The organism is Pantoea sp. PGP6, from assembly GCF_053474785.1.
This window is the reverse complement of sequence record NZ_JBQBMA010000001.1, coordinates 801122-820466: the sequence shown is the minus strand read 5'-3', so window position 1 is coordinate 820466 and position 19345 is coordinate 801122. Positions and strand designations below refer to the sequence as shown.

26 protein-coding genes and 1 pseudogene are annotated in these 19345 nt (G+C 51.8%); 10 read left to right on the top strand and 17 right to left on the bottom strand.

Annotation, left to right across the window (positions count from 1 at the left end; genetic code table 11):
* The first annotated feature begins 40 nt into the window (after positions 1-40).
* From ACLIBF_RS03960 to ACLIBF_RS03940, 5 genes are all read left to right on the top strand, one after another.
* Positions 41-427 (top strand): hypothetical protein, encoded by a 387-nt coding sequence (locus ACLIBF_RS03960; protein WP_046050277.1) that lies wholly within the window; start codon positions 41-43, stop codon positions 425-427.
* Positions 428-510: 83 nt separating this feature from the next.
* A protein-coding gene (locus ACLIBF_RS03955) for an IS1 family transposase (RefSeq protein WP_223862015.1) occupies positions 511-1208 on the top strand; the annotation gives its coding sequence in 2 pieces (ribosomal slippage) (positions 511-760 and positions 760-1208; 699 coding nt in all).
* Positions 1209-1457: 249 nt separating this feature from the next.
* The gene (locus ACLIBF_RS03950; RefSeq protein ID WP_448310368.1) at positions 1458-2966 is read left to right on the top strand and encodes a UvrD-helicase domain-containing protein; all 1509 of its coding nucleotides are present in this window, start codon (positions 1458-1460) and stop codon (positions 2964-2966) included.
* 66 nt (positions 2967-3032) lie between these two features.
* Complete coding sequence (locus tag ACLIBF_RS03945; RefSeq protein WP_448309389.1) at positions 3033-4652, top strand: TraI domain-containing protein; 1620 nt, start codon at positions 3033-3035, stop codon at positions 4650-4652.
* 60 nt (positions 4653-4712) lie between these two features.
* Entirely contained in the window at positions 4713-5744 is a 1032-nt protein-coding gene (locus tag ACLIBF_RS03940) for a tyrosine-type recombinase/integrase (RefSeq protein WP_016807923.1), read from the top strand.
* Positions 5745-5910: 166 nt separating this feature from the next.
* On the opposite strand, the gene ACLIBF_RS03935 is transcribed toward ACLIBF_RS03940, so the two are convergent.
* The 17 genes and pseudogenes from ACLIBF_RS03935 to ACLIBF_RS03855 form a co-directional block, all read right to left on the bottom strand.
* Positions 5911-6168 carry a hypothetical protein gene (locus tag ACLIBF_RS03935; protein ID WP_181500193.1) on the bottom strand — a complete coding sequence of 86 codons (258 nt, stop codon included), beginning with the start codon at positions 6166-6168 and terminating at the stop codon, positions 5911-5913.
* A gap of 11 nt (positions 6169-6179) precedes the next feature.
* Positions 6180-7025: pseudogene (locus ACLIBF_RS03930) on the bottom strand (DUF4942 domain-containing protein).
* 80 nt (positions 7026-7105) lie between these two features.
* Entirely contained in the window at positions 7106-7309 is a 204-nt protein-coding gene (locus ACLIBF_RS03925; RefSeq protein WP_009652505.1) for a DUF957 domain-containing protein, read from the bottom strand.
* A gap of 29 nt (positions 7310-7338) precedes the next feature.
* The gene (locus ACLIBF_RS03920) at positions 7339-7830 is read right to left on the bottom strand and encodes a DUF5983 family protein (RefSeq protein WP_009652438.1); all 492 of its coding nucleotides are present in this window, start codon (positions 7828-7830) and stop codon (positions 7339-7341) included.
* Positions 7827-8204 (bottom strand): TA system toxin CbtA family protein, encoded by a 378-nt coding sequence (locus ACLIBF_RS03915; RefSeq protein ID WP_016154457.1) that lies wholly within the window; start codon positions 8202-8204, stop codon positions 7827-7829. Before ACLIBF_RS03915 ends, ACLIBF_RS03920 begins: the two co-directional genes overlap by 4 nt.
* A gap of 49 nt (positions 8205-8253) precedes the next feature.
* Entirely contained in the window at positions 8254-8613 is a 360-nt protein-coding gene (locus ACLIBF_RS03910; RefSeq protein WP_009652436.1) for a type IV toxin-antitoxin system YeeU family antitoxin, read from the bottom strand.
* A 23-nt stretch (positions 8614-8636) separates the two neighbouring features.
* Entirely contained in the window at positions 8637-8858 is a 222-nt protein-coding gene (locus tag ACLIBF_RS03905; protein WP_009652392.1) for a DUF987 domain-containing protein, read from the bottom strand.
* A gap of 13 nt (positions 8859-8871) precedes the next feature.
* The gene (gene radC / locus ACLIBF_RS03900; RefSeq protein WP_016154455.1) at positions 8872-9354 is read right to left on the bottom strand and encodes a RadC family protein; all 483 of its coding nucleotides are present in this window, start codon (positions 9352-9354) and stop codon (positions 8872-8874) included.
* A gap of 11 nt (positions 9355-9365) precedes the next feature.
* On the bottom strand, positions 9366-9584 hold the full coding sequence (locus ACLIBF_RS03895) for a hypothetical protein (RefSeq protein WP_009652503.1): 219 nt from the start codon (positions 9582-9584) through the stop codon (positions 9366-9368).
* A gap of 10 nt (positions 9585-9594) precedes the next feature.
* Positions 9595-10068 carry an antirestriction protein gene (locus ACLIBF_RS03890; protein ID WP_009652453.1) on the bottom strand — a complete coding sequence of 158 codons (474 nt, stop codon included), beginning with the start codon at positions 10066-10068 and terminating at the stop codon, positions 9595-9597.
* 270 nt (positions 10069-10338) lie between these two features.
* Positions 10339-11157: a DUF932 domain-containing protein gene (locus tag ACLIBF_RS03885; protein WP_009652424.1), complete on the bottom strand. Its 819-nt coding sequence runs from the start codon at positions 11155-11157 to the stop codon at positions 10339-10341.
* A gap of 103 nt (positions 11158-11260) precedes the next feature.
* On the bottom strand, positions 11261-11494 hold the full coding sequence (locus tag ACLIBF_RS03880; protein WP_009652474.1) for a DUF905 domain-containing protein: 234 nt from the start codon (positions 11492-11494) through the stop codon (positions 11261-11263).
* 55 nt (positions 11495-11549) lie between these two features.
* Entirely contained in the window at positions 11550-11771 is a 222-nt protein-coding gene (locus ACLIBF_RS03875) for a hypothetical protein (protein WP_009652443.1), read from the bottom strand.
* Positions 11772-11853: 82 nt separating this feature from the next.
* A complete protein-coding gene (locus tag ACLIBF_RS03870) occupies positions 11854-12156 on the bottom strand; it encodes a hypothetical protein (RefSeq protein WP_420286565.1) in 303 nt (100 codons plus the stop codon).
* Positions 12156-12569, bottom strand: coding sequence for an HTH domain-containing protein (locus tag ACLIBF_RS03865; RefSeq protein WP_227797084.1), 414 nt, complete (start codon positions 12567-12569; stop codon positions 12156-12158). The genes ACLIBF_RS03870 and ACLIBF_RS03865 overlap by 1 nt, the downstream gene beginning before the upstream one ends.
* A 261-nt stretch (positions 12570-12830) precedes the next feature.
* On the bottom strand, positions 12831-13334 hold the full coding sequence (locus ACLIBF_RS03860; RefSeq protein ID WP_016154454.1) for a glycine zipper family protein: 504 nt from the start codon (positions 13332-13334) through the stop codon (positions 12831-12833).
* 142 nt (positions 13335-13476) lie between these two features.
* Complete coding sequence (locus ACLIBF_RS03855; RefSeq protein WP_016154453.1) at positions 13477-14445, bottom strand: hypothetical protein; 969 nt, start codon at positions 14443-14445, stop codon at positions 13477-13479.
* Between the two features lie 2146 nt (positions 14446-16591).
* Between ACLIBF_RS03855 and ACLIBF_RS03850 the strand changes: the two genes are divergently transcribed.
* The 5 genes from ACLIBF_RS03850 to ACLIBF_RS03830 all read left to right on the top strand — a co-directional run bounded on the left by ACLIBF_RS03850 (position 16592) and on the right by ACLIBF_RS03830 (position 19308).
* On the top strand, positions 16592-17161 hold the full coding sequence (locus ACLIBF_RS03850) for an inovirus Gp2 family protein (protein WP_016154452.1): 570 nt from the start codon (positions 16592-16594) through the stop codon (positions 17159-17161).
* Positions 17162-17313: 152 nt separating this feature from the next.
* Complete coding sequence (locus tag ACLIBF_RS03845; protein WP_009652493.1) at positions 17314-17553, top strand: helix-turn-helix transcriptional regulator; 240 nt, start codon at positions 17314-17316, stop codon at positions 17551-17553.
* A gap of 289 nt (positions 17554-17842) precedes the next feature.
* The gene (locus ACLIBF_RS03840) at positions 17843-18262 is read left to right on the top strand and encodes a putative zinc ribbon protein (RefSeq protein ID WP_016154451.1); all 420 of its coding nucleotides are present in this window, start codon (positions 17843-17845) and stop codon (positions 18260-18262) included.
* Complete coding sequence (locus ACLIBF_RS03835) at positions 18250-18666, top strand: putative zinc ribbon protein (protein ID WP_009652429.1); 417 nt, start codon at positions 18250-18252, stop codon at positions 18664-18666. Before ACLIBF_RS03840 ends, ACLIBF_RS03835 begins: the two co-directional genes overlap by 13 nt.
* Before the next feature lie 75 nt (positions 18667-18741).
* The gene (locus ACLIBF_RS03830) at positions 18742-19308 is read left to right on the top strand and encodes a YagK/YfjJ domain-containing protein (protein ID WP_009652434.1); all 567 of its coding nucleotides are present in this window, start codon (positions 18742-18744) and stop codon (positions 19306-19308) included.
* Positions 19309-19345 lie beyond the last annotated feature (37 nt).

Below are 19345 nucleotides of genomic sequence, written 5' to 3'. Positions count from 1 at the left end.
TATGTACTCACGGGCGGGCGCTTATCTTGCCGGACAGCCGATGCTGTATGCCGAGGATTTTTCTCCCAACACGCCGCAGGGGGCATGCCCTTCTTGCCATTGTCTGGGCCATATCTATGAGGTAACTGAAACACTGATGGTGCCCGATCCTTCACTTAGTATCCGTGAAAGGGCTATTGCTTCCTGGCCCCCGGCCTGGCACGGACAGAATCTGCGGGATATTCTGGTGACGCTGGGGTATGACATCGACACTCCCTGGAAAAATCTGCCAGCGGAAGACCGTCAGCGGATCCTTTTTACCGAAGACACCCCCACGGTACCGGTTTTCCCGGGACTGAGTCCGGAAGATACGCGCGAAGCCGTCAGGAAAAAAATGACGCCGGGTTATATGGGGTCAGTTTGGATATCGAAAATTATTGTACGTTAAGGCTATTTTTTAATCAGATGCCGTCTCTGGTAATGCTGCCAACTTACTGATTTAGTGTATGATGGTGATTTTAAGGTGCTTGCGTGGCTTCCATTTCCATCAGATGTCCTTCCTGCTCCGCTACTGAAGGCGTGGTGCGTAACGGCAAAAGCACTGCCGGACATCAGCGCTATCTCTGCTCTCATTGCCGTAAAACATGGCAACTACAGTTCACTTACACCGCCTCTCAGCCCGGTACGCACCAGAAAATCATTGATATGGCCATGAATGGCGTCGGATGTCGCGCCAGTGCACGCATTATGGGCGTTGGCCTCAACACGGTTTTACGTCACTTAAAAAACTCAGGCCGCAGTCGGTAACCTCGCGCATACAACCGGGCAGTGATGTGATTGTCTGCGCTGAAATGGACGAACAGTGGGGCTACGTCGGTGCTAAATCACGTCAGCGCTGGCTGTTTTACGCGTATGACAGGATACGGAGGACGGTTGTGGCGCACGTCTTCGGTGAACGCACTCTGGCCACACTGGAGCGTCTTCTGAGCCTGCTGTCGGCCTTTGAGGTCGTGGTATGGATGACGGATGGCTGGCCGCTGTATGAATCCCGCCTGAAGGGAAAGCTGCACGTTATCAGCAAGCGTTACACTCAGCGCATTGAGCGACATAACCTGAATCTGAGACAACATCTGGCAAGGCTGGGACGGAAGTCACTGTCGTTCTCAAAATCGGTGGAGCTGCATGGCAAGGTCATCGGGCATTATCTGAACATAAAACACTATCAGTAAGTTGGAGTCATTACCGTGAATGAAAGACCAATTAAGATAATTGATAGCGATTATTGTTAACGTCAGCGCAAGTTTGTGGATGTTGCTAACTTGTCATGTATACGTAGTATAAAAAAATAAGATCATCATTTTTACGCTCCCGCTCGGGGGCGTTTTTTATCTTTGAAAAAAGGGATCTGGTTTTTTCTCGAAGTGCACGCTTCCCGCTGTCAGGCTGTTTTTTTACATCTGCTGCTGCGGGAGAACACAGTGACCTGGAAAACAACAGCCGAACAAAACGCCATCATCGAGTGGAAGGGCAATCATCTCGTGGTGAATGCCTTTGCCGGTACAGGTAAAACCTCCACTTTAGTGAGTTACGCTGAAGCCAACCCGGAAAGTAAAATGCTTTACCTCGCCTATAATCGCGCTGTGCGGGATGAGGCTGAACGCAAATTCCCCTATAACGTAGAGTGTAAAACGTCGCATCAGCTTGCATGGGCCCGTTTCGGCAAACATTTCCGTGACCGGCTGACAGCCAGTCTGCGCATTACGGATGTGGCCAGAAAGCTCAATACCCGCCACTGGGCGCTGGCGCGGCTGGCGCTCAGCGGGCTGAACATGTTCCTCTGCAGTGCTGACCCCGAGCCGGGGCTGATACATCTGCCGTCTGAGGATGATCGCCACGGTCTCGATGCCGGTAAAATTCTGGGGGCAATACAAATCCTCTGGTATGAAATGAGCCGTACTGATTCAGTCTTTCCCGTCACGCACGACACCTACCTTAAACTGTTCCAGCTCTCTCATCCTGACCTGTCAAAACGCTGGGACACCATCCTCTTCGACGAGGCACAGGACGCCAATCCGGTGACCAGTGCATTTGTACTGAATCAGCCCTGCCGGGTCATTCTGGTCGGCGACCGTTACCAGCAGATATACCGGTTTCGGGGGGCAGATAATGCACTGAGTGCCCCGCAGCTGGTGCAGGCAGACCGGTTGTGGCTGACAGCGAGTTTTCGGTTTGGCCCTGAGGTCGCGCGGATGGCCAACATCCTGCTTGAACGTGCCGGAGAGGAAAAGCGCGTGACAGGTAACGGGGGGCAGGATGCTGTCGTCAGCAGCCTTCCGGCAGGGGCTGAGCATATTGCTGTACTGAGCCGGACGGTATCCGGCGTGATCGGCAGTGCCCTGACGGCGAGCCTTATGGAGAAAAATGTCTTCTGGGTCGGGGGGATTGAAGGCTACAAAACAGAGGAGCTGGAAAACCTGTACTGGTTCTCCGCCGATATGCCTGAAAAGATGCAGTCCCCGCGCCTCAGCCGGGACTACCGGGATTTTGATGAATACTGCTCAATAGCAAAAGCCACACAGGACGTGGAGATGAACCAGGCCATTCGTCTTCTCGATGACTTTTTCCCACTACCGCAAAAGCTGGCCATCATGCGCCGTCAGGTGGTAACCCATGAGAAAGACGCTCAGGTCACGGTTTCAACCGCACACCGCAGCAAAGGGCTGGAATGGCCGGTGGTAATGCTGAGTGAGGATTTTACTGACATTACCGACCCGCTTCTTTCGCAGGATGAGCGGCAGGATGAGACTAACCTGCTGTACGTAGCTGTCACCCGGGCCAGAAGAACGCTTGTGCTTAACGAACTGATGCGCTGGCTGAGCGATGAAGGCGGGAAAAACCGCGAGACGACGCACGAAACCATACCGTCCGGAAATGGAGAGAGCGACGACAGGCACGAAGAAACGGGAAAAACTTCTGAGAGTGAGTAACTGGTTTTTTATGGTGAAGCGCGGGGAGTGTCACAACACTGGGCAGCCCTATACCAGGAGAAAATCATGCGCGACAGAATCAGGACCCTTAGGTTTCTGTTTTCAAAAGGTGAACCGGAACCAGCACATCATGTATCCGCTGTCACACCTGTCGGCTACCACACTCCGCGTACGGTCGATACGCTGTGCTGTAGTCCGTTGAGAAAAACCTGCCTGCAACAAATATGGGAAAACAGCTCACTTCCGGCGGATGTTTATCACCGGTTTTATATAACGCCACTGCATGGCTTACTGGCCAGGGTACAGAATGTGCCGGCAACACAGCAGGGAAGGTGGTCGCAGTCAGACGGCTTCGGGGACCTTACGCTGCAGTTCACAACCTGTGCGGTCAGACTGGCCAAAGGATACATGTTTCCACCCGGAGCTGCGCCAGAAGAGCAGGCAGAGCAAAACGTGATGTGGAATGCAGTCATTTTCTGGTCTGCACTGTTCTGGCATTTGCCGCTCCTGGCGTCTCTGGAGGGTGAGCTGCTTGATGGTAAAAGCTGGCTTCCGGGAATAACCGTTCCGGACTCACCTTATCGATTTCGCTTCCGGGAAGCTGACAACTCCTCAGCTTTTGCAGCGCTGGCAGCAGGACAACTTGTGCCAGCAGAGGCGACAGGATGGCTGGCAGAAAATCCCGAAGCTCTGGGCAATCTTACCGGGGCCTTATGGAACCAGCATCCGGCGATGCCACTTATTAGAAGCTTAATGAAGCAAGCTGCTGAAAAGGTGGAATCGCCTTCGCTGGAGGTATCCGGGGCAAATGAGAAAGTTAACACCCTCATAGAGCCGGCCCTTTCAGTTACGCAAACGCCGTCTGATCAAGAGATTGAATCAGAACCGTCAGTAGAAGCAAAACTTAAAACTGCATCGCCAGAAGTTCCAGATTTGCAGGGTATTCAACTCGCATCTTCTATTGCACCGGTGCCGATGGCTGATGACAGCAATCTCGTCAGCAATGAAAAGGCAGGCGAGATTACGGAATGTGATCCAAACGAAACAGAGAAGGCTGATACAGAGATGCTGCTAAGTCTGTTCAGTGCAATTGCAGAGCCTGATATGACCGGGACTGAAGCATGTGATGAAGAGCCTTCAATCAGTACGAGAGCAGAAAGTGTGCCAGAATTTTCCCCCCTTAATGAACTAAGTCCCGAAGCTGATAAGCCTGAGATAAATCAGACAGTAGCAGAAGACTCTTTCCCTGAACGCGCTGTAGAGGATAACATCCCTTTACACAGCATTAACATTGACGCACAAAAAACAGTGATAAAAAAACAGACTGGCACTGAATTTGTCAGGTGGCTTTCTGAAGGACTTAAGAGCAAGCGAATTGATATTAATCAGCCTGATTCGAGGGCGCATGCAGTTGCAGGGTTCATCTTTCTCAGGGTTCCGGACATATTTTATCTTTACATCAGAGAAAGCGGAGCAGAGCTAAGCAGGGATTCCATACAAATTGAATTTGAGAAGCTGCATATTCACAGGGTGCGCAGGGGAGAGCGTTTTATTAAAGCAAAACTGTACCACTCGCCTGGCAAAGAAGGCACGTTTAAACCTGTAAGTGGATATCTTGTCAAGACTACACACCTTTTCAGAGGGGCGTCTTCCCCTGAAGACAGCGGGCTTCTGTCTTTCCTGTGAAGGAGGGGCAGTCCATGAGGGCCCTTAAGGGCAGCTTGATTTAGAAAAAGGAAATGCTGTATGTCTGACAAAAACCATTATACGACATGGGAAGAATTGCTTGAGGAGTACTTCTTCGCCCGAAACCTGCGAGCTGCAACAGAATGGAGCTACGCAAAGGTTGTAAAGGGATTCTTGAAATTTACGGGGGCAGACATAACCCCATCAATGGTTACACATCATGAAGTACTCAGATGGCGGCGACATGTACTCAGAGAAAAGCAACAATCGGCGCAGACCTGGAACAATAAAATTGCACATCTCAGGGCCCTCTATAACTATGCTATGGAAAGTGGTTTATTGCCTGCGGGCAAAAACCCTTTTAACAATTGCACTGTACAGCGGGACAGAAAGAAAAAGCGGACTTTAAACCGCTCTCAGCTAACCCGCCTTTATCTGATAATGCAGCAGGCTGAAATTGAATCCAACCGGAAAATTTTCGCACGTGGCGGTCGGAGTGCGCTTTACCCGGCCTGGTTCTGGATAACCGTCCTGGATACGCTCAGATATACGGGAATGAGGCAAAATCAACTGCTGCATATTCAGCTCAGGGACGTCAATCTGACAGAAGGTTATATAGATCTGCGCCTTGAGGGGAGTAAAACGCACAGGGAATGGCGCGTTCCCGTTGTTAAGCAGCTGCGTTTGCGGCTACAGCTTCTTCTTACACGGGCAACGGAGGCTGGAGCCGGGCCAAAAGATAACCTCTTCGATGTCAGTTTTTACATTGCCGGGAAAAAGGCAAAATTTGATAGGAATGATGTGACAGTGATGCATCAAAAGATCCGCTCCTTTTTTCGCCGTCTGTCAAAGGAATGTGGTTTTGCCGTTTCGCCGCACCGTTTCAGACATACCCTGGCTACAGAACTGATGAAAGCACCGGAAAGGAATCTTCAGTTGGTTAAAGATTTACTGGGTCATCGTAGCGTAAGCACAACAATGGAATATGTGGAACTCAATATGGACATTGTGGGAAAAACACTGGAAGAAGAATTGTCGCTGCACACAGATCTCTGTGTAGAAAGGGAATTACAACTATTGACACAAAACTGATTGACTGGGATTATTGCCAGTGATCGAGAACAGGGAGCCTGCGGACACAGGCTCCCTGACTTGAGGGACTGATTCAGAAACGTTAACCAGTGCAGATACGCCTACACCGGAGGACATTCCGTAATGACCGGCCCCTGTATTAACCGCCCGTTAAGGTTCTCATCTCTTAACCAGCGTGCTTTGATGCAAAATTAGTGGTGCCCGGACTCGGAATGGATTTTGTTTTGTAATTGCATTGATTAGAATGGTTTTTATCTTGTTCCATAAACGTTGAGGCCCCCATTAAGGCCCCCTTCTGCAAAGGGTCAAAATTTGATGGTTGAACAGGAACTTTTACATCCATCTGAATACTATTTGATGGCAAGGTATAGTGATCTACTACGGAATCGCAGTGAGCACCATCCATGTTTGAAAATGATACCATAATTTGGTTCCTTACTGTTTAGTGGGCAACGCCCCTGGATAGTGTTTCGCGATAATGTCGTTCAGCTTATCGACCAGCTCCGATCGCCTGAACGTGATATGGACAGTTCCCTTCTGAAAATACTTAATCACAGACATCTCATCCTCATAACGGGTGCTATGCCTGTTCTCATGGATATGGTCGCTTAACCGGCGCGTGACGTCGGCGCGATTGTCGGGGATGGCCTTCCCATCCAGCAGCATCAGCATGCGCTCAAGGTCCGTTAACCGGTCACGCTGCCAGCCCCAGTTCAGACCAAATCCCCACCGGTCATATTTGACAAGCCCCGTCACGATGATTTTCCCGCCAAACCTACAGGGGCTGTTTGTCTTAAAATTCCAGCTCAGACCTTTAAACACGTTAATCACACCTCGTTCAAACACCTCACCTTTATTCAGATGCAGTTGTTCGAATGTGTTGAGAATATTCTCTTCACTGATAGCCGGAATATCGTCTTTCTCCAGGCTGTTGTACCACTCGTCGCGGACCTGTGCGTCCATGAGCGCCAGCATTCCCGAGCGTTGCATCAGATCCCGCCATATACCACGATCGATATTGCGAGTAATGGCTTTCATGGCCGTATCAGTATCCTCCATCAGCCAGCAGTCGTAGCTGTATTGCCGCATTCCCTATTCATTCGCTTTACCACCGCCGATGCTGCGGGTCAGCGTCGAGATATCGTCAAGTTGTTGTATCAGCGTTTCAATCTGTGCAATCGCGAAATTACGTCCGGTGATGATGCGCTCAATACTGGTAGAACAAATCACATCGGTATGGCCGGTTAACACTTCAGGTTCGGTGAGGGTAAGATCTGACATTTTAATTTCCTTTATATAAAGCAAAGCGCCAGCCGGTAAGGGCTGGGGCTTATAGGTGTGTGGTGAGTATGGTTCGGTGGCTAACAGGTTCTGGTCTGTTGCAGAAGCTGAAGATGGCGGAGATTACGAACATCGTTTCGCGCCTGCTCAATCCAGGGCAACAGCACTGCTGAATCCGTCTTGTCTTCGTCGTTGTCGAAAATAATGCCGGTGTTGCAACTGATGTTGTCCTGCAGCCAGCCAATCAGAATGTTGAGAGCCACTTCGGTGGTTAATTCCGGCATGTAAAAACCTTGTGGTGATTGAGGTGGGGTTACCAGTCAAAGGTTGTAAAACTTGGTAGCACTTCGCCAAAGGCATCCAGATGAACAATGCCAGCGGCGTAGCGACGCATAAGCGTCACTAATAACCGACGGCAGGCTTTTGACAGACCGAGGCGTTTGAGGCGTAAGACCGGAAACGACCACGCGCCCAGGTGGAGCAGATAACCCGAGCCGGTATAACTAATCCATTCAGACTCGCCAAAGTCTTCATGCTGGTGTGAAAGGGTAAACAGCAGAGCATTGTCTTCCGCCGTGATATGTGCAGTGCTGCACTGAATGCCGTTCAGGCGGGCAACGGGCGGAATTGGATCTTCAACAATCAATTTCCCCGGTTCGTCAGCAACGAGAAGCGAATAACCGTTCTGGTTCACCACATTGATCAGGTCGGTCAGTTCAATACCGTCAATGTCTACGACGATCCGGCCCATGTTGAGGGCCAGTACGTTGATGGCATCGGCTTCCACCGTCAGGGACAGCTTCATGGTTGCACCTCACGGTATTTGCCGGTGGTGATGTCGGTAACGGCCCTGTAGCTATGACGGGTCATCAGCCCGGTGGCTTTGCGGGCGCGGAGAATATCGATACTGGTGAGAAGCGGCGACTGAGTTTCCGCGTTAAAACCGCGACGATCAGTGCGTACCAGGTCGTATTTCTCCACGATGAAATTCACCGCGTCGCACAGTGAGATACCGGCATCGATATGCTCTTGGATCACACCATCTTTGCCAAATGGCGTGTCGTTGAGCGTCAGACCGTAGTGACGGTCCAGCAGGTGACTCAGGAGGCGCTGCCAGATCGCCACGGGTGACGGGCGTGGCGAAACCTCCCGTTTCGGAGGAACAGGTTGTGTTTGCATAATGGAAACCTTTACTGGTGAGTTAAACGAAGGAAAACTGCCGGGAGGTTTATTCTGTTGTTGCAGGTGTCGGGTAAATTGCGAGATAGACGTACCCGTGCGAGCCGAGGCTGTCGGCCTCGCATATCAGCCCTTTTGCATACAGCGTGACGCAGTGCTGATGACGGGGATTCAGCTCACCGGAAAGCAGCATCAGCTCCAGTTGCTTCAGCAGTAGCGGGAATGCCTGGTCGAGATGGCGTAAATCCGCGTCGCTGAAGGTGCCGGTGATGCTGGCGCGGTCGTTCAGGTAATGCAGCCGGTTGCCCTCCTGCACCAGACGTGCGCCAAAACAGGGGGTGATATCGCGTTTAAGCCCCCACCAAGGGGCGGCGATATCGTGGTTTACAGGCGGTATTGTATTCGACAATTTTAGCCTTCCTTAAACGTGAATTAATTCAGCGTAACGCTGCGTAATACGACGTACGGGCCGTTGCGGTCCTGACGGTGTTCTGCGAAGACGGCGAGCACGCCGCTGATATCCTGCACTTCCCGACCTGCGTAGTGGCAGATGCTGCCGGACCATGTGTATTTGCCGGCACAGAAGCGAAACAACCGGGACTGCGGATGCTGGCGGTATATCGCCATCGCCTGGCGTTTGCTGATGATTTTCATCGTTATTCTCTCCTTAAAGCCACCCTCTCTCAGCAAACGAGACGATCTCCATGCCGCCCACCACCAGGTGATCAAGCAGTCGGATATCAACCAGCTCCAGCGCCTGCTGAATACGCGTAGTGACCTGACGATCTGCATTGCTGGGTTCGGCAAGGCCTGACGGGTGGCAATGCGCCACAATGACAGCGGCACAGTTATGCTTCAGACCGGCCTTAACCACCTCGCGGGGATGGACCTGCGTATGATTGATGGTGCCGGTGAAGAGCGTTTCGTGGGCTATCAGACGATGCTGGTTATCGAGGAAGAGTACAGTGAATACTTCACGCTCCAGTGAGGCGAGTTGCAGACGCAGCCAGTCACGAACGGCGGTGGTGGAGGTAAAGGAGGCGCCGGGCTCGCGTAACTGGCGTTCCAGCAGGGTCAGCGCACGTCGGATAGTGCGCTGTGCGGCGGGAGATATTCCCCCGCTGTCGGGGGGGCAAGGGGTTATATTCATTGGCTTTTCCTTTATGTTGACCCGTCCGGGATTGATGTGTTGTACAGTTTCACGGCAACGACGAACTCGTCGTGCTGGGATTCAAACCATGACCAGATAGGGAAGAGAGAGGTGCCCGTCAGAAAATGCAGGAAGAGTTCGTCGGTCACAACGTCTCCGTCCTCATCCCTGACCGTTATTTTCCCCAGCGCATCCCACAGGGTATTCAGGTGAGACAGTTCATACGACATGGCGGGATGCTCAGTCGATGATGTGCATGATGGCGCTGCATTCCGGGTGACTGAGCGCGTAATCCCGCAGGCGGTAGTAGTGCTCCGTCATGGCATCGCATTCGGTGCGCATGGCATGGTGGCTGTAAGTCATCAGACAGACGGCAATCCCCGCAGCGTCGGCACTGAGTTCACCGCCGTTGCCGTTCATAGTGTTGAACAGCGACCACGGTTCATTGTTCTCCGCTTCCGGGGCCATAAACGCACCACCGTTGCTGAGCGTATAAAAATTCCAGATACCGCCGTTGTAGTCGGCGCAGAAACGGTCCATCCACGCGAAGACCGTCGGCTCAAGGATTATCCACTGCGGTATGCTGCCGAAGTACTGCGGCCAAAAGCCGATGCGCTGCTCGTCCTGTACGAGGGTGGCGGTCAGCGCTGGCGCAGAACCGGCAGGTTGTGGCGGTAACGGAAGGGTATCGTGAAGGTTAATAATGTCGGTCATGTTAGTTTTTCCTTGTTTATTTATCGGGTTGGGGATGCTGGTTCAGCAGGAGTGACGGGCAGGACTGCGCATAGCCATCTTCATCGCACCGTGAGGGCCAGATGCTGTCAGATACAGACAGTCGGCACAGGCTGAGCTCGCCGGGACGGTAGCAAAGATGTCTGCACCAGGCGCAGAGGTCATCGTCGGAGATGGAACGGCAGCCGGACTGGTTTTGCAGGGAAACGGGCCAGACAGCCGTCAGACGGGTATTTGCAGGAATGTGCTGCATCAGCTCAGTGCCTGCTGCAGTTCTTCGGCCATCACCCAGAGCGCGCGGTTGAGTTTGATATCCCCGTCGATACCGTTAACCGCACGAGTGTGGGTACGTTTACCCTGTGCGGTGCGTCCGCTCAGCCCGCCTTTCAGCAACGATTCCTGAATGCGGTTATAAACGGTCCACAGGTCGTCCTGATGGTCCTCATACCGTCGCGGTGTCAGTATCTGCGCTGCGGTCACCGGCTGATATTCTTCACCAAAGCGGTATGTCAGTGCGGCGTTCGCCAGGGCATGTTGCGCGGGTGCTGGTAGTCGAAGTGACTGCATGGCCTCGCGCTTTTCTTCCACCCGATCAAAGACACCGAGCACTTCATAAGCCCCCTCAATCACTTTCCCGGCCACATCGCCACGATGCGGTACACGAATTTCACCGAACGACTGTCCGCAGACGAGCCCGTTGGTGCAGATGGCTCTGAACAGCCCCGGCAGCATCTGGTATGAGCTGCTACCATCGTGCGAGTTAAGCAAAATGATTTCGGGAACCTGCTGGCCGGTTATCTGACCGGTACGACGCAGGCGCAGCAGATGTTTGGTGTGCTCCCGGCGGTCAGGGTCGCGTACGCGTGACTGGCAGGCGAAGAAGGGTTCAAAGCCTTCGCGTTGAAGATTTTCGAGCAGAGTAATGGTGGGTATGTAAGCGTATTTTTCGCTCCTGGAACCGTGGCGATCTGCACTGAATACGCTGGGAACGACCTGCATCAGTTCTTCGCGGGTTAACGGACGATCGCGACGGATCTGGTTTGTCCGTCCAAAGCGGCTGGCTAGTCTCATGGTAAATTCCTTATTGTTGATTTAACGGCATAAACAAAACAGCCATGCTCCTGTGGGAGCATGGCTTTTTTGTGTGGTCGCTATTGGGTTAAGCTGTGGTGTGTCAGTGTTTGGGGATCCCGTGGCTGAGCAGATAGCGGTTAAGCCATTCCCCGGCACTGGCTTCAAAATTCCAGGCCCGCCAGATTAACGTCCCCTCGCTGTCGCGAATAACCAGCCGAAAGTGCGTACCCTGGTCATCTTCTATAGTGACGTTGTGGTAAAGCGTGACCACGGCTTCAGCCTGTCGGCGGGTGAATTGCCCTGGCGGTAACGACGTATCGTCAGTGACTTGCATATTCAGTTCCTGATGAATGGCATAAAACAAAATGCCCCGCTCAGTGAGCAGGGCATCAGTGGGTTAAGTGTGTGGCAATAAGCTGCAGTATCTGTTCCATGAGCGCTGTGATTAAGGCACCTGCGAGCAGGGTTGCCGCCTGTCTGGCGATGTAAATACTGTCTTCGTCATAGCCTTCTTCGCGGAAGTGGTCTTCCACAAACTGCTGCGCCCGGCTGCTGGCGCACCACGTCAGCACCTGACGCAGGGTGTTGAGCACGATTTTCAGTAATGTCATTGGGTCAAATCTCAGAGGGGGGATCCGGATGAATCTGGGGCACACAGGAATGCCCCGGCCGGATAATAAGAGGAGAGCTGCGTTACTGCGGTGACGGAGACTCCGGCGGCACAGGGGCCTGACCATGAATAATGCGGTGCTTCGCCAGTGCCTGCGGCATATCGTTGATGCAGTATGTAATGTAGAAGACGTTGAGCACCACGGTATAAAACGCATTCATCTTCAGGTCAAACCGGAAGGTGTTCAGCGCATAGTGTCGCAGTGCTGCTCTGGCCTTAAAGGCCCAGACGATGTACATCACGCCGCAGGTGAGCGACAGAATGCCGCTTAAGGCCAACAGTGTATCGCTGCCCGTGTAGTAGCCCGCCAGGTCCGGTGAGGCCATCACGCCGAACTGTCGTCCGAGCCCAAAACAGACGGCGAGCCAGATGATAAACAGATTGCCGCAAACCGGATAAAGCAGGGTGAGGTGCCCGTTTCATTCATCAGCAGGTGCATCAGTTGCCGGTTCTGCGACGGGATAATGCGTGCGATACCGGTACTGCGGGCAAAGGAAACGGCCCCCGGAGAGTGATCACGCGTGGCGCTCTCACTGAGCCGATACGTGCCGTTCTCCCCGATAATGTCGAGGTGGACCAGCCGTTGATGTAAGTCACGACGCAGGGTGCGTATCGATACACCAAACTCACCGGACAGTGTCTGAAGGGTCAGCGTTTCTCCGGCCATTAACCGGCTGATAATGACCGACAATCTGACGGCCAGCCGGTCGTAGCGGGCCTCTTCATCGGGTCGTTGCATGGACGCTCCGTGTGCGATAAATAGGTTGATATTTCATGCGGTTATTATGCGGGCGGGGAGGGACACGTTATGTCCATCCCCCGTAATGGCGGAAAAGAAAAAGTAAAATTCATCTTTCAGTAAACAGGAGAATTAACAAAGGGTTAGTGCCAGGTAGCTGAAATGACGACAGCATGCTGACACGCCCTGTCATCAGTCGTGCCGTAGCGAGTACGGTCAGCGGCTCAGGCTTTGTGCAGGATGGGCTGACCCTTATTAACGTTACGGTGCACTGAAGATATGCTCGCACTGCGTGCAGCCGTATTCATCAAAGACGGTACCGTCCAGTTGTTCTCCGGCCAGAGAGCCTGCCACCGCACCAGCACAGGCGCCGGACAGAAAACCAATGAGGCCTCCGGCTATCGTACCGACAACCGGAATGACTGAACCTATCAGCGCACCGGTGGAGGCTCCTTCAAGCCCGGCAATGCCTCCGGCTGTTGCGCCAATGACCCCACCCGTCTTTTTACCCACATGGCGCAGTCGTATGTTTTGCGAACCGCAATTCGGACAATGCATTTCTTTCTCCCTTATTACTGGCAATAAATAGCCGCCTTCATGAGCTGGCGGACCGTGTATCAGAGAGACCTGGGTACCGGAACAGAAAGCATAGCTGTGACTTAGCGCGAGAAGCATACGCACGGGTATTTTGTGGGACAGTTGACCCGGGAGAAGGAATAACGACGGTAACAGGGTATCGGGACCCCGTTTGTTCTTACTGGACACATTAACCTCCGTGAGTGAAATAACAAAACGGCAGCACTTCTGCTGCCGTTCTCACACCGGTAATATAGGTCTGAAATTATTTTGAATGTCATTTCTGGTCTGTATTACTGCCTCCGCTCACCTTGTTTTTAGCGCAAAGCCCTCACTCACCACCACAGGTTTTTCGGTAATGGTCATTAATCAGCATTTCCAGCATATCACTGATGCGAACTCCGCTACGTTCTGCCATAAAGTCCAGTCGAGTTTTTGTTTCGTTCTTCAGGTACGTATTGAGTGCTTTTTTATCGGTACGGGACTGACGTAATTTTTGCTGGTTCCAGGCTTTATTCAGGTTCAGAAGGAATAAACGCTTTGTATCCGGTGCATCGTCCCATAAGTCGATCGCCGTGCGCAGGGCTAAATTGCGTTCAGAATGACTCAGGGGGGTAAACCAGGTACTCATTCCTGGCGTTGAAATATTTAATGAGAGCCCGATAGTGGGCGCATTTCTTTCTTCCTGAAGCGATTTGAGGCTGTTCCATGCCCACAGTACCGCGTCTTCTTCATTAGGTAACCATTTCAGCGGAGCTGGTTTGCTGTAAATATTTTTCCACTGGTCTTTCAGCCTGTCCATGACCTGGCGCTTGAGATGATTTACCGGTGGGGTCGGAATAATAATGTTGTCGAAAAAAGAGATGATAATATTAATTCTTTCCTGGTGGCTTGTCGGAGATACACTCAGATTCATTCGCTGATACCAGTTCTTTCCGAACTCTGCATTTGCTGGTTTGTCAATACCAAGTTCGTAGTCTCCGGCCTTGCAAATATACGCCCATAACCAGAATGTTGCCCGTTCATCCTGTTCTAGCCAGTCAAAACTTTCCAGCGGAAGGATGTTTTCATCACGGGCTGTTTCCATATCAGAAAAAAGTCTTGCCCGCTGTTCTGCATTCGGTATGAACTGATTAATCAGTTTGTTGAGTGCCTGTCGACAACTTTCTGCATCCTGGTGAGGAATGTCACGGGTGTTAATTATTTTATTAACACCCAGCCACCCGGCATAAAAAGCACAGACTCTCAGGTCACGGGTTTTTATAAGATGTTGTCTGCCATTGTCGTAATGTACAACCATTGTGGATACCTGTAATCGTAAACTACATAGTAGTGGTTATGGTGGTGATTGTTGTAGCTACACAGTATCACGATGATGGTTTTATCGTCACTTAAAAACACATCTGGTAGTCATCGTGAGGTTTTATTGTTGATTTATACTGGTTTTGACAAGGTTTTACCATGGTTTTAAAGTTGTCATTTTCTTTGTTTATCTCTCAGATGCTTCTCTGTTTACTGGATGAGTATCGTCTCAATAGGTTATCTTGTTCTCCTGCATGCTTTCGTTTTCATCCCCATCATGGTGCCTGGTTCGCTTCAGGGGGCATTTCTGGTATCAGGTCGGGCTGCCATGAGGTATTTCCATTTTGTTGCTCATAATCAGGATTGAGGGCTTCTGCGGGCAGTGATGATACGGGGTTAATTTGATTGAGGTTATTTGATATGACGTGGTGTCTATTTTCATGTTATTGAAAAAAGATAATTCCAGAGTAACTGATGCAGGCGTTTGTTGTAGGTAAGTGCTGTCTGGCGTGGTTATCTTCATAGCTATTGTTATGCCTGGCGTGTTGGATTGGTATTAATATATTAAAGAAGGGGTCTTATCATTTGTAACAGTAATCGATGATGTGTTATCAGTAAGTGGGTTATGCCTGGGAGGTATTATTATCTGAAGGTATTCACTAAGGGGATAGTACTATTGGATGGTATCCATTGAGCAATCATTGCCATCAGGTAAGAAATACACCATTCAATGTAGTCACAACCTGAATGTTTAGCACTCATTAAAAATCTATCATTAAGAAAACAGAATTGAATTGAGTCGATATTACCATTGACTAGTCCTCGTCAGGATAAAAGTGAAGATGATTAACATCAGTAATCTAATAATCATAACGACAGGGTGGTTACTGGTTAACAGTAACGTTTTGGGTGAATGGTCATGCCTGAAAATCAGCAGGTGAGTATCAATGGTTTATTACTGGTCTGCGTATTAGTGATGAGCGTTAAATGCTCAGTCAGTGAACTAACCTGTAGTAAGCCTGTCGGTATTGCTCTGTCTGCCTGATATTGACGCTTACAATACCTGTCAGTTACAGATACTACGGTGACCCGTTATCCCTGAAAGTTTTTTGATATGTGTAAACAAGGCCATTGGTAACGACTGTAAACGGGGCATTATCCGTGTTGGTGATAATAGTCATGATTGTATCGTAAACAGAATAACCCGATTGAGGTGACGTGGAATAGGGTGATTATCCTGGTAATCACCGCAAGCTATTTAATAAGTAATTGAGCGCTGTAGTGTCTTATACCGCCATAGCTTCCTGTGAGCCTGCATAAGCGCATTGAATAACACGATAGTGGAAATCTGTGGTTAGTATGAATATGGCGCTCCTGATGCGTTACAGGGCGTTTTAGCAGTAGTCCCGATAACGATTATTTATCGGGCTTATTGAACGGGGTAATAATATCATGACAGCAATGAGGGACTGGTACAGGGGCTCTTGCCCCGGGTATATACATCCCTCTGGGGTAATATTTGCTTTTCAGGGTAACCACAACCTATTTTGGGTCCAGGTCAATACAAGGGCATCGCAATCTTCAGCTGCTTCTGTAAGCCAGAATTGCAGCGACTTAACAGTTTCGATCTTCGCTACTGGCCTGACATTGCCGGGATCATTCGCTCACTGGGGATGGAAGAGGTGGAGGTAACATTCAGGGATGAAGCGACAGAGGCAATTATCAACGCCCGCAGACCTTCACAGACGGATTTCTTCAGAGCGTTATTCGATAACATCAGTAACCAAAAAACCGGGGATTACTACGCCTTGTCACGGAGTTTTAAACTCTCCGATACAGCACTGGCGACGATTTGTAATATCACCCGTGATTTGCCACCCGATGAACTCGTTGACGCCGCTTATGTCAAGCGTACCCGCCATCGTCTAACGGGAAGACTGTTTTTTCGCAGCCTTCGGGTCACCCGGCATTAGAACCGATTTCTGAGAGGCGATTACCCTTTACGCAATCATTCTGCCAGCCACGATATTTTACTGAAGCCAGCCGTCTCTGAGGGATCGACTGGCGGACTCGCTGAAGGCAATAAGTTTTTTTTAACAGCACCGGTAATGGTTATGAACGATAACCCACCGGAGTCCATTTTAATGAGTTACACATACGACCCTTACTGGCAGCAACGCATCGCTGATACCTTCAGTTGCGCTCTTAACGCTTACACCCGCTTACTGGCCCTGCGTGTTGACCTCCGTCTGCCGGATACGCCAGCGGCCACCGATGCTGCTGTTATCTCCCGCTTCACCGATTCCCTGAAAGCCCGGATTGATGCCCTTCAGACGCGTCAACGTCGCGAGGGCAAACGCGTCTGGCCGACCACGCTGCGTTTTATCTGGGCGCGGGAGTTTGGTGAAATCAAAGGGAAGAAGCATTACCACGCGGTGCTGTTGCTGAACCGCGATACGTGGTGCGGACCGGGAGATTACAAAGACCCGGATTCGCTTGCAGGTATGATTAAACAAGCGTGGTGCAGCGCCCTGAAGGTGGATGCACAGGCGCATGCCGTTCTGGCTCGTTTCCCGGCGAGTCCAGTCTCATGGTTGACACGTGGCGATGGTGCTCAACTGCAACAGGCCCTGTCGCAGGCGGCCTATTTAGCCAAGCTGGAGACCAAAATCACCGGTGACGGTGAGCGTAACTTCGGTTGCAGCCGTGGCTGAGCCAGACATATCTCGATTCATCAGGCCTGATTGTGCGGGCCGGGTAATTTTTTACAACGTTCCCCTATCCTCTGAGGAGAACCGGTAACCCCATGATTCAACCACCACCGGACGTCTCCCGATAGCCATATCCTCAGAGGGAGAAAAATACCATGACCACGTTGAATACGAATATTAATGCCAGCCCTGACACACTGCTTTCAGCTCAGGACCCGCTTATCGACATGACCTTTATCACCACGTTTACCGGGATGACCGACAAATGGTTTTACAAACTGATTGGCGACGGGTTGTTTCCGAAACCCATCAAGCTGGGGCGCAGCTCCCGCTGGCGCAGAAGCGAGGTGGAAGCCTGGATGCAGCAGCGTATTGCTGATTCCCGTGGCGTCTGAGCAGGGAGGATATCTGAATGGAAAAACGACGCCGCACTCAGCCACAGGCCATCCCGGTTCGCTGGACGTGTCCCCGTTGCCGGCGACAGTACTGTGGCGCCAGACCCTGTCCCGTTTGTTTCAGACCCACCGACGCACCTGCACAACCGTAACCTTTCTGTATTCCGGTGCCGACCACCAACCGTACCGACCCGCTAACGCATAACTGAACCGCCATTCACCCTGCCACGCTGCCCGTACCGGGACGGCTGACGCCTGCGTGTCGTCTGGCGGTAAGGAGAGTACCACTATGTATGCAAAATCGTTTATGGCTCTGGACGGCAACGGCCGTCTCACGGGAGCCATAACCGCGCAGACCGCGCCGTATGACCGCTACAGCTGCCATCTGTGTGCCAGTGCCCTGCAGTACCATCCTGAATACGACACCGAACGTCCGTGGTTTGAACATCATGCAGCAAAGCTTTCGGAGAACGGTCGACAGCACTGCCCGTATGTAAAGCCCGGGGTGAGGGAGACCCGCCATATCCGGCAACTGCAGTCTTATGTACCGGAAGCCCGTCCCCTGGTTTTCTACGCAGACTGGCACTGTCACGGCTGCGGCAGTGATTACCACGGTGAGCGCTACTGCCTCACCTGCCGGACGGGCGAGCACAGTGATGTGCGTGCTGATACCAACCGGATAGAGGAAGTGACGGCATGCGCATGCTGAAATGTTATCTGGCCAATGACCGCGAAGGCCACTTCGCGACAGCCGGGGAGGCCGTGAGTGCGCCGGGGCAGATATGGAGCTGCGCGTCCTGCGGCTGTCGACTGGTGCTCCATGCGGGGACATACGGGGAGCCGCCGTGGTTTGAACATGACCAGCAGAGCGTGGCCCGGCATGTGCTGATGGCCTGCGCCCACCTTGACCCGGAAGTGAAAACCGAAGCCCGGCACCGAAAGCTGCGCAGTCTCATCAACGGGCTGGAAGCGACGGTAATGGTGCTCTCCTGGTACTGCGTGTGGTGCGGCGACCATTACCAGGGCGTGAAGCACTGTCCCCGGTGTCTGACTGGTATCTACAGCATCGAAGAAGCGCACTGGCAGAGAAACTACTGCTGCAGTACCAGATAGTTCCCCGTCTTTATGAACCAGATACCGCCGTAGAGGCGGTGTCCTCCCTGATTTAACCTAAAGAGAGTCTGCATTATGAATCATTCTTACATACGGGCGTCTGATGCTGTCAGCGCGGATGCCGTCAGCACGCGTGCATTTCTGCAACAGGCCGTTGACCATTACCCGCGACTGGCGGCATTCAGCTTTACGCTGGCGCTACCGTATCGTGAAGCCATGAGCGAATACCGGTCATTGATTCTGCGTTTTCACTCTGAAGTCTGGCAGCGCACCGGCGAATATTCGCGCCAGCGTCAGCAGGCACGACATCGTTCACTCCCGACGCTGTTACGCTGGATATGGGAGACGGCCAGCGCACCGGAGTGCAAAATGGTGCTGCTGCTCAATCTCGATACGCTGGGTACAGGGCGAAACCTGCAACTGACCGACAGTGCGCCTCCGGGGCTTAACGCCATCATCGCCGACGCATGGCAAAAGGTGACCGGTACCGCCTGCACTGACGGTGTAACGAGTATGACGCAGATCATTATTAACCGCGTCGCTCAGGGAGTCTTCGCAACACCCTTTAACCAGCTTACCGTGCATGTTAAGGCCATGTCAGAGCCAATAGCAACGGCCAGAACGGGGATGATTTGTCCGTGAAAGTAATAGCTTCTCTAATTAATGGGGGAGTTATCCA

Excerpts from the sequence above, each read along its gene's own strand:
- ACLIBF_RS03935 (WP_181500193.1), bottom strand. The coding sequence starts at position 6,168 with ATGGTATCATTTTCAAACATGGATGGTGCTCACTGCGATTCCGTAGTA.
- ACLIBF_RS03875 (WP_009652443.1), bottom strand. The coding sequence starts at position 11,771 with ATGACATTACTGAAAATCGTGCTCAACACCCTGCGTCAGGTGCTGACG.
- ACLIBF_RS03885 (WP_009652424.1), bottom strand. The coding sequence starts at position 11,157 with ATGAGACTAGCCAGCCGCTTTGGACGGACAAACCAGATCCGTCGCGAT.
- ACLIBF_RS03920 (WP_009652438.1), bottom strand. The coding sequence starts at position 7,830 with ATGAAGCTGTCCCTGACGGTGGAAGCCGATGCCATCAACGTACTGGCC.
- ACLIBF_RS03850 (WP_016154452.1), top strand. The coding sequence starts at position 16,592 with ATGAGTTACACATACGACCCTTACTGGCAGCAACGCATCGCTGATACC.
- ACLIBF_RS03915 (WP_016154457.1), bottom strand. The coding sequence starts at position 8,204 with ATGCAAACACAACCTGTTCCTCCGAAACGGGAGGTTTCGCCACGCCCG.
- ACLIBF_RS03960 (WP_046050277.1), top strand. The coding sequence starts at position 41 with ATGCTGTATGCCGAGGATTTTTCTCCCAACACGCCGCAGGGGGCATGC.
- ACLIBF_RS03905 (WP_009652392.1), bottom strand. The coding sequence starts at position 8,858 with ATGAAAATCATCAGCAAACGCCAGGCGATGGCGATATACCGCCAGCAT.
- ACLIBF_RS03880 (WP_009652474.1), bottom strand. The coding sequence starts at position 11,494 with ATGCAAGTCACTGACGATACGTCGTTACCGCCAGGGCAATTCACCCGC.
- ACLIBF_RS03845 (WP_009652493.1), top strand. The coding sequence starts at position 17,314 with ATGACCACGTTGAATACGAATATTAATGCCAGCCCTGACACACTGCTT.
- ACLIBF_RS03855 (WP_016154453.1), bottom strand. The coding sequence starts at position 14,445 with ATGGTTGTACATTACGACAATGGCAGACAACATCTTATAAAAACCCGT.
- ACLIBF_RS03830 (WP_009652434.1), top strand. The coding sequence starts at position 18,742 with ATGAATCATTCTTACATACGGGCGTCTGATGCTGTCAGCGCGGATGCC.
- ACLIBF_RS03870 (WP_420286565.1), bottom strand. The coding sequence starts at position 12,156 with ATGGCCTCACCGGACCTGGCGGGCTACTACACGGGCAGCGATACACTG.
- ACLIBF_RS03890 (WP_009652453.1), bottom strand. The coding sequence starts at position 10,068 with ATGACCGACATTATTAACCTTCACGATACCCTTCCGTTACCGCCACAA.
- ACLIBF_RS03865 (WP_227797084.1), bottom strand. The coding sequence starts at position 12,569 with ATGCAACGACCCGATGAAGAGGCCCGCTACGACCGGCTGGCCGTCAGA.
- radC (WP_016154455.1), bottom strand. The coding sequence starts at position 9,354 with ATGAATATAACCCCTTGCCCCCCCGACAGCGGGGGAATATCTCCCGCC.
- ACLIBF_RS03840 (WP_016154451.1), top strand. The coding sequence starts at position 17,843 with ATGTATGCAAAATCGTTTATGGCTCTGGACGGCAACGGCCGTCTCACG.
- ACLIBF_RS03945 (WP_448309389.1), top strand. The coding sequence starts at position 3,033 with ATGCGCGACAGAATCAGGACCCTTAGGTTTCTGTTTTCAAAAGGTGAA.
- ACLIBF_RS03895 (WP_009652503.1), bottom strand. The coding sequence starts at position 9,584 with ATGTCGTATGAACTGTCTCACCTGAATACCCTGTGGGATGCGCTGGGG.
- ACLIBF_RS03835 (WP_009652429.1), top strand. The coding sequence starts at position 18,250 with ATGCGCATGCTGAAATGTTATCTGGCCAATGACCGCGAAGGCCACTTC.
- ACLIBF_RS03925 (WP_009652505.1), bottom strand. The coding sequence starts at position 7,309 with ATGCCGGAATTAACCACCGAAGTGGCTCTCAACATTCTGATTGGCTGG.
- ACLIBF_RS03940 (WP_016807923.1), top strand. The coding sequence starts at position 4,713 with ATGTCTGACAAAAACCATTATACGACATGGGAAGAATTGCTTGAGGAG.